General features: G+C 42.2%; 13 protein-coding genes. 7 read left to right on the top strand and 6 right to left on the bottom strand.

All coding sequences use genetic code 11. The annotated features are described in order from the left end of the window. Positions 1–107: 107 nt before the first annotated feature. Positions 108–1,061: a transketolase family protein gene (locus tag MKO06_RS00065; protein ID WP_241550251.1), complete on the bottom strand. Its 954-nt coding sequence runs from the start codon at positions 1,059–1,061 to the stop codon at positions 108–110. 36 nt (positions 1,062–1,097) lie between these two features. Next, entirely contained in the window at positions 1,098–1,976 is an 879-nt protein-coding gene (locus MKO06_RS00060) for a transketolase (protein ID WP_256946158.1), read from the bottom strand. Positions 1,977–2,110: 134 nt separating this feature from the next. On the opposite strand from MKO06_RS00060, the gene tgt reads away from it, so the two are divergent. From tgt to MKO06_RS00025, 7 genes are all read left to right on the top strand, one after another. Continuing rightward, positions 2,111–3,241 (top strand): tRNA guanosine(34) transglycosylase Tgt, encoded by a 1,131-nt coding sequence (tgt, locus tag MKO06_RS00055; protein WP_241550249.1) that lies wholly within the window; start codon positions 2,111–2,113, stop codon positions 3,239–3,241. Positions 3,242–3,250: 9 nt separating this feature from the next. Next, positions 3,251–4,327 carry an LptF/LptG family permease gene (locus tag MKO06_RS00050; protein WP_241550247.1) on the top strand — a complete coding sequence of 359 codons (1,077 nt, stop codon included), beginning with the start codon at positions 3,251–3,253 and terminating at the stop codon, positions 4,325–4,327. Positions 4,328–4,425: 98 nt separating this feature from the next. Further along, positions 4,426–5,379: an acetyl-CoA carboxylase carboxyltransferase subunit alpha gene (locus tag MKO06_RS00045; protein WP_241550245.1), complete on the top strand. Its 954-nt coding sequence runs from the start codon at positions 4,426–4,428 to the stop codon at positions 5,377–5,379. Positions 5,380–5,548: 169 nt separating this feature from the next. Then, on the top strand, positions 5,549–7,105 hold the full coding sequence (dnaB, locus tag MKO06_RS00040) for a replicative DNA helicase (RefSeq protein WP_241550243.1): 1,557 nt from the start codon (positions 5,549–5,551) through the stop codon (positions 7,103–7,105). A 91-nt stretch (positions 7,106–7,196) separates the two neighbouring features. Further along, positions 7,197–8,426 carry an asparagine synthetase B gene (locus tag MKO06_RS00035; protein ID WP_279346142.1) on the top strand — a complete coding sequence of 410 codons (1,230 nt, stop codon included), beginning with the start codon at positions 7,197–7,199 and terminating at the stop codon, positions 8,424–8,426. A 2-nt stretch (positions 8,427–8,428) separates the two neighbouring features. Continuing rightward, positions 8,429–8,860: a secondary thiamine-phosphate synthase enzyme YjbQ gene (locus MKO06_RS00030; RefSeq protein ID WP_241550240.1), complete on the top strand. Its 432-nt coding sequence runs from the start codon at positions 8,429–8,431 to the stop codon at positions 8,858–8,860. 7 nt (positions 8,861–8,867) lie between these two features. After that, a complete protein-coding gene (locus tag MKO06_RS00025) occupies positions 8,868–10,097 on the top strand; it encodes a cation:proton antiporter (RefSeq protein WP_241550238.1) in 1,230 nt (409 codons plus the stop codon). A gap of 52 nt (positions 10,098–10,149) precedes the next feature. On the opposite strand, the gene rplT is transcribed toward MKO06_RS00025, so the two are convergent. The 4 genes from rplT to thrS form a co-directional block, all read right to left on the bottom strand. After that, the gene (gene rplT / locus MKO06_RS00020; RefSeq protein WP_241550236.1) at positions 10,150–10,494 is read right to left on the bottom strand and encodes a 50S ribosomal protein L20; all 345 of its coding nucleotides are present in this window, start codon (positions 10,492–10,494) and stop codon (positions 10,150–10,152) included. Positions 10,495–10,625: 131 nt separating this feature from the next. Further along, positions 10,626–10,823, bottom strand: a complete 198-nt coding sequence (gene rpmI / locus MKO06_RS00015; protein WP_083643079.1) for a 50S ribosomal protein L35 — start codon at positions 10,821–10,823, stop codon at positions 10,626–10,628. A gap of 35 nt (positions 10,824–10,858) precedes the next feature. Further along, positions 10,859–11,407 (bottom strand): translation initiation factor IF-3, encoded by a 549-nt coding sequence (gene infC / locus MKO06_RS00010; protein WP_256946157.1) that lies wholly within the window; start codon positions 11,405–11,407, stop codon positions 10,859–10,861. Between the two features lie 21 nt (positions 11,408–11,428). Next, positions 11,429–13,381, bottom strand: coding sequence for a threonine--tRNA ligase (gene thrS / locus MKO06_RS00005; protein ID WP_241550235.1), 1,953 nt, complete (start codon positions 13,379–13,381; stop codon positions 11,429–11,431). Between the last annotated feature and the right edge of the window lie 465 nt (positions 13,382–13,846).

Here is a 13,846-nt window from a genome sequence, read left to right as displayed (position 1 = left end):
TTAGGCTTTAATAACGTATGCGGAGCTTTGTTTATTTCCGCATAAAAAGAGAAGCCTTCCCGTTTTAAGACTGGAAGGCTTCTAAGTTGTTGATGGACAGCTGAATGTTATTTTCTATTTAACACCTTTTTAGCAGCTTTCACGATTGCGGCTGCATTCAGGCCATACTTATCCATTAATTGCTCCGGAGTACCGCTTTCCCCGAAGGTATCCTGGGTAGCAACGAATTCCTGGGGAGCAGGATTGTTTAGAGCCAGGGTTCGGGCTACGCTTTCTCCAAGACCGCCAAGGAAATTATGCTCTTCAGCAGTCACTACACATCCGGTCTTTTTAACCGATTCGATAATGGCTTCCTCGTCAAGAGGCTTGATCGTATGTATATTGATCACTTCTGCACTGATCCCTTTTTCGTTCAGTTCAACAGCTGCCTGGATGGCTTCCCATACCAGGTGGCCGGTTGCGATGATGGTAACATCAGTCCCATCGTATAATTTCACGGCTTTTCCTATTTCGAACTTTTGATCTTCAGGAGTGAAATTAGCCACTTTTGGCCTTCCGAAGCGAAGATAAACAGGTCCGTCATGTTCTGCGATGGCAATGGTCGCTGCTTTCGTCTGGTTGAAATCACAGGTGTTGATAACCGTCATTCCAGGAAGCATTTTCATCAAACCGATATCCTCAAGGATCTGGTGAGTGGCTCCATCTTCACCCAGGGTTACTCCTGAGTGTGAAGCGCATATCTTCACATTTTTGCCAGAATAGGCAATACTTTGTCTAATCTGGTCGTAAACCCTTCCGGTAGCAAAATTGGCGAAGGTTCCGGCGAAAGGGATCTTGCCACCAATGGTAAGTCCGGCAGCCATTCCCATCATGTTCGCTTCAGCGATCCCAACCTGGAAAAATCTTTCTGGGTTTTCATCGATAAAGTCCTGCATTTTCAGAGAGCCAACAAGGTCGGCACAAAGGGCCACCACATTTGGATTGGATCTTCCCAGTTCGGTAAGGCCATCTCCAAATCCTGACCTGGTATCTTTATTTCCTGTATTCTTATATTCTTTCATGCTAGTCTGAATTTTGATAATTAATGAATGCAGAGATTAATAATCTCCAAGGGTTTCCGAGTTTTGAGAAAGCGCGTTCTCTAATTGCTCGTCATTGGGAGCTTTTCCGTGCCACGCGTGGGTGTGCATCATAAAATCTACCCCGTGACCCATTACCGTATTCATAATTATACAAACCGGTTTTCCTTTACCGGTTCTGGATTTTGCCTCGTTAAGACCGTCGATGACCTGTTGCAGGTCATTGCCATTTTCGATCTCCATTACATCCCAGCCAAAGGCCTCGAACTTGGCTCTAAGGTTACCCAATGGTAGAACGGTTTCGGTACTTCCATCTATCTGCTGGCCATTAAGGTCAATGGTAGAAATTAAATTGTCTACCTTGTTTCCGGCTGCATACATGATGGCTTCCCAGTTCTGACCTTCCTGAAGTTCACCATCTCCGTGAAGTGAAAAAACAAGGTGCTTATCCTTGTTGAGCTTTTTAGTCTGGGCAGCACCAATGGCAACGCTCATTCCCTGTCCCAGCGATCCAGATGCGATCCTCACGCCTGGAAGTCCTTCATGAGTAGTTGGATGTCCCTGAAGTCTTGAATCGATAAGTCTGAAAGTGTTTAACTCTTCTACCGGGAAATAACCGGTGCGGGCAAGTACGCTGTAAAAAACGGGAGAGATATGTCCGTTTGAAAGGAAGAAAAGATCTTCGTCCTTTCCGTCCATATCAAAATCGGTATTATGGTCCATTACCACTTTGTACAATGCTGTGAAAAATTCAGTACAGCCTAATGAACCTCCGGGATGCCCCGAATTAACCTTGTGAACCTGTCTTAGAATATCTCTGCGAACCTGGGTTGCAAAATCCTGTAATTCCTTGATGTCTGGCATTTTAAATTGTGTTGTTTTTGATGCCGCAAAAATAGGTTTTTAAATAGCTTTAGCAAAGTAAGTTTTTAGCAGATATCAACTTTTTGTTCAAAAGCTAAGGGCTCTGTTTCCAGAAAACCTTCGATTTGATTTTTAGTTGAGTATCTTTGCAGCGATTAAAAGCAATTATGGAATTTGAACTTTTCACTACCGATCCCGGTAGTAAAGCGCGCGCAGGTACGATCACAACCGATCATGGTAAAATTGAAACCCCTATTTTTATGCCGGTGGGTACGGTGGCTTCGGTTAAAGGAGTACACCAGAAAGAACTAAAGGAAGATATCAATCCCGATATCATCCTGGGCAACACCTATCATTTATATTTAAGGCCTCAAACCGATATTCTGAAAAAAGCCGGGGGACTCCATAAATTCATGAACTGGGACCGGAATATCCTCACCGATAGCGGTGGATACCAGGTGTATTCGCTTTCGGCCCGAAGGAAGATCAAGGAAGAAGGCGTGAAGTTCAAATCTCATATAGATGGCTCCTATCATACCTTTACTCCTGAAAATGTGATGGAAATTCAGCGGGCCATTGGCGCCGACATCATCATGGCTTTTGATGAATGCACGCCGTATCCCTCTGATTATAATTATGCAAAGCGGTCTATGCATATGACGCATCGATGGCTGGACAGGTGTATAAACCATTTGAAAAAGACCCCTGAAATCTACGATTTTAAACAAACCCTGTTTCCAATCGTTCAGGGTAGTACTTATAAGGATCTTCGGAAACAATCTGCTGAATATATCGCGAATGCCGGTGCTGAAGGGAATGCCATTGGCGGACTTTCAGTAGGAGAACCAGCCGAAGAAATGTACGCCATGACCGAAGTGGTGACCGATATTCTTCCCGAAGACAAACCGCGTTACCTGATGGGTGTGGGAACTCCAATCAATATTCTGGAAAATATCGCGTTAGGGGTAGATATGTTCGATTGCGTAATGCCAACACGAAATGGCCGTAACGGGATGTTGTTCACCTCCCATGGAACCATAAATATCAAGAACAAGAAGTGGGAGGATGATTTTTCTCCCTTGGATCCTGAAGGAGAGAGCTTTGTGGATTCGATGTATTCCAAAGCCTATGTTCGGCATTTATTTTCGGTGAACGAAATGCTTGGCAGGCAAATTGCAAGTATCCATAATCTTAGTTTTTACCTGTGGTTGGTAAGAGAGGCCAGAAAACATATCTTAGCCGGGGATTTTACACCCTGGAAGGACAGGATGGTAAAACAAATGGATAAACGTCTATAAGCTTAGGAATTGAAGATCCTTGACTGGTACATATTAAAACGTTACCTCGGCACCTTCATCATGATGCTGGTGTTATTCATTCCTATTGGGATCACGGTGAACCTGGCCGAAAAGATCGATAAGATCCTGGCCAACGAGGTTCCGTTTATGGAGGTGGTCTATTATTATATAGATTTCACGGTCTATTTTGCCAATCTGTTGTTTCCTATTTTCCTTTTCCTTTCTATAATCTGGTTTACTTCCAAGCTGGCGATGAATACCGAGATCGTTGCGTTTTTAAGTAGCGGGGTTTCTTTTTATCGGTTCCTCAGGCCGTATTTAATAGGAGCGACCATCGTATGCCTTGGAGCTTTATTTTTATCGATGTACCTGGCGCCACAGGCCAGTAAGGGTTTTAACGAATTTAAGTACCAGTATCTAAAGCGTGGGGAAAAAACCCAGGAGACCGATGATGTGTACAGGCAGGTGAATGATAATGAATATATCTACGCAAGTCATTTTCAGCCCAAGACCAAATCGGCCAGGAACTTTACCCTGGAACATTTTGAAGGAAACGAGTTAAAGTTCAAGATAAGTGCTTCAAATCTGCGGTATAATGAAGAAGATAGTCTTTACAACCTTAGCAGGGTGGATAAGAGAATTGTTGGAAAAGAAGAAGACAGCATCATGTTCATGCGTACCCTTGATACCATACTTCCTTTTGAATTTGACGAGTTAACACCTGAGTCATACATCGCTGAAACCCTAAATTATACCGAACTGAACAATTTTATCGAGACCGAGCGAAGGAGAGGTTCAGGGAACATCAACCGCTACCTCGTGGTTGCCTATAAAAGGTGGAGTATCCCGATTTCGGCATTTATCCTAACTATTATTGCAGTGGCCGTTGCTTCTTTTAAGAGAAGAGGAGGGATGGGAATTAACCTGGCAGTTGGGATCTCGCTGGCCTTTATCTTTATTTTCTTTGATAAGGTTTTCGGGACCATGGCAGAGCAGTCCAGCTTTTCGCCCCTTATCGCCGTTTGGTTCCCTAATTTCGTGTTCGGAATTCTCGCGGTAGTACTGCTGTTGCGGGCAAAGCGTTAATCAGGAAATTCCTTCAAAATTTAAACCGCATCCGGGAATTCTATCCTTTCAAAGTTGTTATATTTGTAAGCTATAAAAATTAAATACCATAAACCCGTATGGAATATTTAGATTTTGAACTACCTATTAAAGAATTAGAGGAGCAGTACGCGAAAGCCTGTAATATTGGAGAAGAAAGTGAAGTAGATGTTACAGCTACCTGCAAACAGATCGAGAAGAAACTCATTGAGAAAAAGAAAGAGATATATAAGAACCTAACGCCATGGCAAAGGGTTCAACTTTCAAGACATCCAAACAGGCCATATACCCTTGACTATATCAATGCTATTTGTGGAGATACCTTCCTGGAGCTTCATGGAGATCGCAATGTAAAGGACGATAAGGCGATGATAGGAGGTCTTGGAAAGATCAATGATCAGAGTTATATGTTCGTTGGTCAGCAAAAAGGCTATAATACCAAAACGCGCCAGTACCGTAATTTTGGAATGGCGAACCCAGAAGGATATAGAAAGGCGCTTCGGTTGATGAAGTCTGCCGAGAAATTTGGAATTCCGGTGGTATGTTTCGTGGATACCCCGGGAGCTTATCCTGGGCTGGAAGCCGAAGAGCGCGGACAGGGTGAGGCCATTGCTCGTAATATCCTTGAAATGACCCGCCTAAAAGTGCCAATTATCGTTGTGATCATTGGTGAAGGAGCCAGTGGAGGAGCTCTTGGAATTGGAGTAGGAGATAAGGTTATGATGCTGGAAAATACCTGGTACTCGGTGATCTCTCCGGAATCCTGTTCTTCGATACTCTGGAGAAGCTGGGAATATAAGGAACAAGCTGCAGAGGCCCTGAAACTTACCGCCTCTGACATGAAAAAACAAAAGCTTATCGATGAGATCATCAAGGAGCCTCTTGGTGGTGCACATAGCAATAAGGAGGAGACCTATGAACTGGTAAAATCGGCCATTTCCAGTGCCTATTCTGAATTTAAAAACTTATCACCAGAAGATTTGATCAAAAACCGGATGGATAAGTATTTAGACATGGGTGTGTTTAAAGGTTAAACTCTTTGTTTATACAACTTCATTCATAAATCCGGTAAATTGATGCCGGATTTTTTTATCTTATTAACAATAAAATCAACTTATTAACAGGTAGATTGTTGATGACCTGTTAAGTAAGAAGGCCTAATATTTTTAAGATTGTCTTAACAAATTAGTTACTTTCGTTTCTATGGAAAAAATCACCTCCCCCCAAAATGTCAAATATAAAAAGACCAACGTCGTAAGCCTTGAAAAAGGCAAGGTGCCTCCTCAAGCCGTTGATTTAGAAGAGGTTGTGCTTGGTGCGATGATGATCGATAAAAAAGGAGTCGATGAGATCATCGATATCCTGCATCCTGAAGCTTTTTACAAGACCGCTCATTATTACATTTACGAGGCGATCAAAAAATTGTTCGATAATTCGGAGGCGATCGACTTATTAACCGTTTCCAATCAGTTGAAGAAAGACGGGAATTTTGATAAAGTTGGGGGAGACTATTACCTGATCCAGCTTACTCAAAAAGTATCGAGTTCCGCTCATATCGAGTTCCATGCGCGTATTATTCTTCAGAAATATATTCAACGTAGCCTTATCAAGATCTCTAACGAGATCATTGAAGAGGCCTTTGATGAAGGTACCGATGTATTCGACCTGCTTGATAGTGCAGAAGGAAAATTATACGAGGTTACCCAGGGAAATATCAAGCGTTCTACAGAGACAGCACAAAGCCTGGTGATGCAGGCCAAAAAGAAGATACAGGAAATTTCTAATAAAGAAGGATTGAGTGGGGTGCCTTCCGGATTTACCAAGCTCGACGAGCTTACTTCGGGATGGCAGCCGTCTGACCTTATTATTGTGGCCGCCCGTCCTGGTATGGGTAAAACGGCACTTACCCTGTCCATGGCGCGTAATATTGCCGTAGACCAGGGTATTCCTGTTGCTTTCTTCTCCCTGGAGATGTCTTCGGTACAGCTGATCACCCGTTTGATCTCTTCTGAAACCGGCCTGTCTTCTGAAAAATTAAGAACCGGGAAACTGGAACAGCACGAATGGGAGCAATTGAACGTAAAGGTGAAAGATCTTGAAAAAGCTCCTTTATTTATCGATGATACGCCTTCTCTTTCTATTTTCGATCTAAGGGCAAAAGCGCGTCGACTGGCATCACAGCACGGAATTCGTATGATCGTGATCGATTACCTTCAGTTAATGACCGCTGGAGGAAGTCAGAAAGGCGGAAACAGGGAACAGGAGATCTCTACCATTTCCCGTAACCTGAAGGCACTTGCAAAGGAATTAAACGTACCGGTGATCGCGCTTTCACAGCTATCGCGAGCGGTGGAGACCAGGGGAGGAAGTAAGCGTCCGCTGCTTTCCGACCTTAGGGAATCTGGAGCGATCGAACAGGATGCTGATATCGTTTCGTTCATTTACCGTCCTGAATACTATAAGATCGAGGAGTGGGATGATGAAGAAAGAACTCCTACCCAGGGTCAGGGAGAATTCATCGTGGCTAAGCACCGTAACGGTGGATTGGAAAATATTAGGCTTAAATTCATTGGAGAACTCGGTAAATTTGATAATTTAGAAGACTTCAATTTCCCATCAGAGATCCCTTCCAGCATGAACGCTTCAGAAGGAGATAATGACTTTGGAAATTACAATTTGCCAAATCCTAGTGCCGATGAGGCTTTTGGAAGTTCAATGAATAGTGATTTCGATGATGACGATAACGACGTTCCATTCTAATGAAAACAGGCTAAAAAAAGCCAGCAGAATTTTTATAGAAAATATCAAAAGCAGCAAAACAGTGAAAACTGTCTTGCTGCTTTCTTTTTTGATGCTCATTGCATTCCAGGCCCGGGCTTCCAAAGTATTAATTCCAATGGACGCCGATTCGCAGGGTAATCACCTAAAGGCCTATGGGATCGTTTATTATTCCCTGGAAAATCAACTTTCGGTGAACTGGTTGCTGAATTATCGGGGCGGTTCTTTTCTCATCTCAGATTCTGAAAAACTTCGGAAGGAATGCAAAATTAGGGGGGTGGATTTTGAACTGGTCAGTGATTCGAAGGCTGAAAGTATCCTGGAAGAGATCAGTAGTCCGTCGAAGAATATGGAATCGGTTTCCCTGGAAAAGGCACCTAAGATCGCTGTTTACAGTCCTACAGGTAACAAACCATGGGATGACGCGGTAACCATGGCTCTTACCTATGCCGAAATTCCTTATGAAACCATATACGATACCGAGGTTTTAAATGATGCCTTGTTGTTATACGACTGGCTACATCTGCATCACGAGGATTTTACGGGTCAATACGGTAAATTTTACCGCGCTTTCCGGACTGCACCCTGGTATATCGAAGAAAAGAAAGAAGCCGAAGCTCTGGCTGCTGAATTGGGTTATTCAAAGGTTTCTGAAGCTAAACTGGATGTGGCCCTTAAGATCAGGGATTATGTGGTTGGTGGCGGTTTTATGTTCGCCATGTGCAGCGCGACCGATAGTTTTGATATTGCACTCGCCGCAGAAGGGGTTGATATAGCCGAAACCATGTTTGACGGCGATCCTTCAGATCCCGGTTATCAATCCAAGATCGATTTTAATAAGACCTTTGCCTTCACGAATTTCGAACTGGAAAGAAGTCCCATGGTCTATGAATTTTCCAGTATTGACATGACGGCAAAAAGGCAGATCCCTAAAGAAAGCGATTATTTTAGCCTGATGGACTATTCGGCAAAATGGGATGTGGTCCCAACCATGTTAACACAGAACCATACACGACTGGTTAAAGGCTTTATGGGACAAACCACGAGCTATGATCCCGAAACGGTCAAGCCTGGGGTGTTGATCATGGGAGAGAGTAAGCTGAATGGTGAAGCTCGTTATATCCACGGAATAAAAGGCAAAGGATTTTTCACCTTTTATGGTGGTCACGACCCGGAAGATTATCAGCATAGAGTAGGGGATCCAAAGACCGAGCTCGAACTTCATCCCAACTCACCGGGTTACCGCCTTATCCTGAATAATGTGCTTTTCCCCGCTGCCAAGAAAAAAGAACAGAAAACCTAAGTATGAAAATTTTTCAGAAAGAAATTAATTTAAAGGCCAGAAGTAGAGGATTTCATTTGGTGACCGAAGAGATCACCAGTCAGTTTTCAGAAATCAATGAGATCGATATGGGCTTTTTACAGGTTTTTATAAAACATACTTCGGCTGGTTTAGCGATCAATGAAAATGCCGATCCTACGGTAAGGGAGGATTTTGAAAGTCATTTTAATAAAATGGTACCTGAAGATCAGCCCTATTATAAACATACCCTGGAAGGTTCTGATGATATGCCGGCGCATATCAAGTCGTCTTTGACCGGGACTTCGGTTCAGATACCGGTTACCAACGGAAGGCTTAATTTGGGAACCTGGCAGGGAATTTATCTATGTGAGCACAGAAACAGGGGAGGATCAAGGAAATTAGTTCTTACTGCCTGGGGAGCTAACAATCGATGAATTTCTAATGAACCTGTTATTCCTGGTAGATTTTAGCCTTCCCATAAGTAACCCAGTACTTAAATTTCTTATTATCCTCATTGTTATCCTGGTAACTCCCATTCTTTTGCATCGCATTAGGATTCCAGGTCTTTTGGGATTGATCATCGCAGGGGCTATAATAGGACCTTATGGAATAAATCTTCTGGAACGTGATAGCGGTATCATACTATCGGGTACCGCCGGCCTGCTATATATTATGTTCCTCGCCGGGCTTGAGATCGATATGATAGACTTCAAAAAGAATAAATATCAAAGTCTCCTGTTTGGAATGTTCACTTTTTTGATTCCCATGTTGCTGGGTATTATGGCAGGATATTATTTGCTGAATTATAGTATGGAAACATCGATATTGCTGGCCAGTATGTTTGCTTCTCACACTTTAATAGCATATCCAATTGTAAGGCGAATGGGGATAACCGGGAACAGGGCCGTTACTATTAGCCTGGGCGGAACAATTATTACCGACACCCTTGCATTATTGGTGCTGGCGGTGATCGTGGGAATGAACAGAGGTGAAGTAGGAATGGTATTTTGGCTAAAACTGTTATTTTCAGTTGTTATTTGTGGGCTGGTGATAGTTTTAGGTTTTCCCATTATTGTTCGTTGGTTTTTAAACCGCTATAAGGACGGGGTAGGACAATATATTTTTATACTGGGGATGATTTTTCTTTCAGCTTTTCTTGCCGAAATGGCCGGGGTGGAAGGTATTATTGGAGCCTTTCTTTGTGGCCTCGCATTGAATCCATATATACCCCGAAGGTCAGTATTGATGGATAAGGTAGAATTTGTGGGAAACGCCATTTTCATCCCCTTTTTTCTAATAGGCATTGGGATGCTTATCGATTACAGATTATTCTTTTCCGATTTTGACACTATAAAAGTGGGCATAATAATGACGATTATCGCGACAGGTTCTAAATATCTCGCGGCGAGACTTACCCAGAAGAGTTTGAGTCTTTCTGGGAATGAGGGTCTGATGATCTTTGGTTTGAGCAACGCGCAGGCAGCTGCTACACTCGCGGCGGTTTTAATTGGTTATAATATTATCACGGGGTATACTGAGACAGGTGAACCGGTTCGGCTTTTATCAGAAGAAGTCCTGAACGGAACCATTTTGATGATCACGGTCACCTGCGTCCTGGCATCCTTTGCTACCGAAAAGGCTGGAAAAAGGATCCAGAAGAAATCCTTATAAACAAAAAATCCCGCCAAATGGCAGGATTTTTCTATAAGAGAGTATAATCGTTTTATTTTACTTTTTCTACAATTGCTTTAAAAGCCTCAGGGTTGTTCATCGCCAGGTCGGCAAGAACCTTACGGTTCAATCCGATGTCACTAGCTTTAAGTTTCCCCATGAATTGAGAATAAGATAATCCTTCTTGTCTGGCTGCAGCGTTGATACGCATGATCCATAAAGAACGGAAGTTGCGTTTCTTAGCTTTACGGTCTCTGTATGCATATAGCATCGCTTTTTCAACCGCATTTTTAGCAACGGTCCAAACGTTTTTACGACGTCCGAAATATCCTTTTGCTTGCTTTAAAACTTTTTTTCTACGTGCCCTTTTGGCAACTGAATTTACTGATCTTGGCATATTTTACATTTTTTTGTAGCAGGCGGTCGCTTATGCAACACTTTCAAATTAGGAGGTTATCAAATCTAAATTCTCACTTCTAATTTGCCCGACTCCATGGTTAAATAATAATTGAAACCGAAAACTTCAGTTTACTTTAAACGTAATTGAAGTTTTACATTTTCCTTATCTGCATCATGTACTAAAGTACTGTGAGTTAAGGCTAGCTTACGTTTTTTAGACTTCTTTGTTAAGATGTGACTCTTAAACGCGTGCTTTCTTTTGATTTTACCAGTTCCTGTTAGCTTGAAACGCTTCTTGGCACTGGATTTAGTTTTCATCTTAGGCATTGCTGTCCTTTTTTATAATTAACTCTCTTATTCTTTTATTTCGTTTTCTTCGGCGCCATGAACATAGTCATACGCTTCCCTTCCAGTTTCGGCATTTGCTCAACCTTTCCGTATTCTTCAAGATCCTGAGCCAGTCTAAGTAAAAGAATCTCTCCTTTATCCTTAAAGACGATAGAACGACCTTTGAAGAACACAAAAGCTTTCAGCTTTGCGCCATCTTTCAAGAATTTCTCTGCATTACGCTTTTTGAATTCGTAGTCATGATCATCGGTATTGGGACCAAATCTGATCTCCTTAACGACGACTTTACTGGCTTTGGCTTTCATGGCTTTTTCTCGTTTCTTCTGTTCATAAAGAAACTTCTTGTAATCCATGACCTTGGCCACCGGTGGTTTAGCGTTAGGAGAAATCTCTACCAAATCAAGACCCATTTCCTGTGCAATGGAAAGCGCCTTTTTTATTGGATAGATATCCATTTCTACATTATCACCAACCAAACGAACTTCGTCTGCTTTGATCTTCTCGTTGATTCGATGTTGTTCTTCTTTTTGTCTACCGAACCTATTGGGTTTTTTTCTTCGTATTGCTATGGCTAAAAATTTTAGTTAAACTTCTGTTTTGAATGGCTTTAAGGTACTACTGATTTCTGTATTTATCAAATTTGCGAAATCTTCAATTTTCATGGCACCCAAATCACCTTCGCCGTGTCTACGTACAGAAACTGTACCATCTTCAGCTTCCTGCTCTCCAACGATTAGCATATAGGGGAATTTATTCACTTCTGCTTCCCTTATTTTCTTGCCAATAGTTTCGTTCCTGTTGTCTACAAGGGCGCGAATTTCGTGATTTTCAAGCAAAGTTAAAACTTTTTGTGAGTATTTTTCATATTTCTCACTGAGCGATAGAATAATAGCCTGTTCTGGCATTAACCACAAAGGAAAATTACCTCCTGTGTGCTCTAATAGAATCGCTACAAAGCGTTCCATACTTCCAAAAGGCGCGCGGTGGATCATGACCGGGCGATGCGACTCATTGTCACTTCCTTTATATGTCAGGTCAAATCTTTCTGGCAGGTTATAGTCTACCTGTATGGTTCCAAGCTGCCAGCTACGCCCAAGGGCATCTTTAACCATAAAATCAAGTTTAGGTCCGTAGAATGCGGCTTCCCCCGTTTCGATCACATAGTTTAGTTCTTTTTCCTTTGCCGCACTAATAATTGCGTTTTCAGCTTTTTCCCAAACCTCGTCGCTACCTATGTATTTTTCCTTGTTCTCAGGATCTCTTAATGAAACCTGGGTTACAAAATCTTCAAATCCTAAAGAGCGGAATACATATAAGGTAAGATCGATCACCTTTTTAAATTCATCGTCCAGTTGATCTGGGGTACAGAAAATATGCGCGTCATCCTGGGTAAAGCCACGAACACGGGTTAATCCGTGAAGCTCACCGCTCTGCTCATATCTGTATACCGTTCCGAATTCAGCAAATCTTTTTGGAAGATCCCGGTAACTCCATGAAGATGCATTATACATTTCACAGTGGTGAGGACAGTTCATAGGTTTTAGCATGAATTCCTCCCCTTCATTAGGAGTGCTGATTGGCTGGAAAGAATCTTCACCATATTTGGCATAATGCCCGGAAGTCACATAAAGTTCCTTACTGCCGATGTGTGGAGAAACCACCATCTCGTAACCAGCCTGTTTCTGAGCCTTTTTCAGGAAGTTCTCCAATCTTTCACGAAGGGCGGCTCCCTTAGGTAACCATAAAGGTAATCCCTGTCCAACTTTTTGAGAGAAAGTGAATAACTCCAGTTCCTTTCCTAGTTTCCTGTGGTCTCTCTTTTTGGCTTCTTCCAGAAGTTCGAGGTATTCCTTAAGATCCTTCTGCTTCGGAAATGAGATTCCGTAAACTCTGGTCAACTGCGGATTGTTTTCATCTCCTCTCCAGTAAGCACCGGCCACGTTCATCAATTTAACTGCCTTTATAATTCCGGTATTCGGAATATGTCCTCCACGACACAAATCGGTGAAAGTGTCATGATCGCAGAATGTGATATCGCCGTCTTCAAGATTTTCTATTAATTCAATCTTAAACTGGTTGTTTTCCTTTTTATAGAAATCAAGAGCGTCCTGTTTAGATACTTCGCGCATCTGGAAATCGTGTTTTCCTCGGGCGATCTCCAGCATACGATCTTCGATCTTTTTGAAATCGCTTTCAGAGATCTTATGCTCTCCAAAATCCACATCGTAATAAAAACCCCTGTCTATTGCGGGACCAATGGTTAATTTCGCTCCGGGATAAAGGTCCTGGATAGCCTGGGCCATCACGTGCGAAGTGGAATGCCAGAAAGCTTTTTTTCCTTCCTCGTCATTCCAGGTGAATAATACAAGATCTCCATCGGTATTTAAAGGAGTGGTGCTTTCAACCGTTTTTCCATTGAATTTTGCCGAAATGACATTTCTGGCCAGTCCCTGGCTAATGCTATTTGCTACATCTATAGGAGTGCTTCCTTTCTCAAACTCCTTTATACTACCATCGGGTAGGGTGATCTTGATCATTATATTCGATTTTTTAAGGCCACAAAGATAAGATGTTGGTTTTGGTTGTACAATAATGGCTGTAGCTATTCTATAAATTAAGGTAATTTGAAAAGTTATTTTCCTTTGGAATTTTTATTCTGAAGAGACTTGGAATTTTATTTAGTTTGCTTAAATTTGATATTCAGCTTTTTAGAAAATAAATCCACTTTTTATCGAAAATTATGCATCCGATATTTGGTTGGGAAGAAAAACTCGCTGTATATTTGCACCCGCTTTGGAAACGAAGTTATGTTCACTGAAATTACTGGAGAGTGCTATGGGCAAGGGCTCAGCTAGAATAAAGGCCGAAAAAAAAGTTGATTTTTTATTTGGTTTGAAAGCAAAAGTCACCTTACATTTGCATCCGCTTTCCGAGTGAGGGGAGTGAGGCTTCTGAGAAGGGAGTGATGTTCATTTGAAGGTTGGGTTTTAAGCAGGGTAAAA

This window comes from Christiangramia oceanisediminis, assembly GCF_022570735.2.
GTDB lineage: Bacteria > Bacteroidota > Bacteroidia > Flavobacteriales > Flavobacteriaceae > Christiangramia > Christiangramia oceanisediminis.
The sequence above is the reverse complement of the archived record's forward strand: the minus strand, read 5'-3'. Positions and strand labels throughout refer to the sequence as shown.

Bases quoted from the DNA above. Each gene is read 5' to 3' on its own strand.
- MKO06_RS00065 (WP_241550251.1), bottom strand. From the start codon at position 1,061: ATGAAAGAATATAAGAATACAGGAAATAAAGATACCAGGTCAGGATTT.
- tgt (WP_241550249.1), top strand. From the start codon at position 2,111: ATGGAATTTGAACTTTTCACTACCGATCCCGGTAGTAAAGCGCGCGCA.
- MKO06_RS00045 (WP_241550245.1), top strand. From the start codon at position 4,426: ATGGAATATTTAGATTTTGAACTACCTATTAAAGAATTAGAGGAGCAG.
- dnaB (WP_241550243.1), top strand. From the start codon at position 5,549: ATGGAAAAAATCACCTCCCCCCAAAATGTCAAATATAAAAAGACCAAC.
- MKO06_RS00035 (WP_279346142.1), top strand. From the start codon at position 7,197: ATGCTCATTGCATTCCAGGCCCGGGCTTCCAAAGTATTAATTCCAATG.
- MKO06_RS00030 (WP_241550240.1), top strand. From the start codon at position 8,429: ATGAAAATTTTTCAGAAAGAAATTAATTTAAAGGCCAGAAGTAGAGGA.
- MKO06_RS00025 (WP_241550238.1), top strand. From the start codon at position 8,868: ATGAACCTGTTATTCCTGGTAGATTTTAGCCTTCCCATAAGTAACCCA.
- rplT (WP_241550236.1), bottom strand. From the start codon at position 10,494: ATGCCAAGATCAGTAAATTCAGTTGCCAAAAGGGCACGTAGAAAAAAA.
- rpmI (WP_083643079.1), bottom strand. From the start codon at position 10,823: ATGCCTAAGATGAAAACTAAATCCAGTGCCAAGAAGCGTTTCAAGCTA.
- thrS (WP_241550235.1), bottom strand. From the start codon at position 13,381: ATGATCAAGATCACCCTACCCGATGGTAGTATAAAGGAGTTTGAGAAA.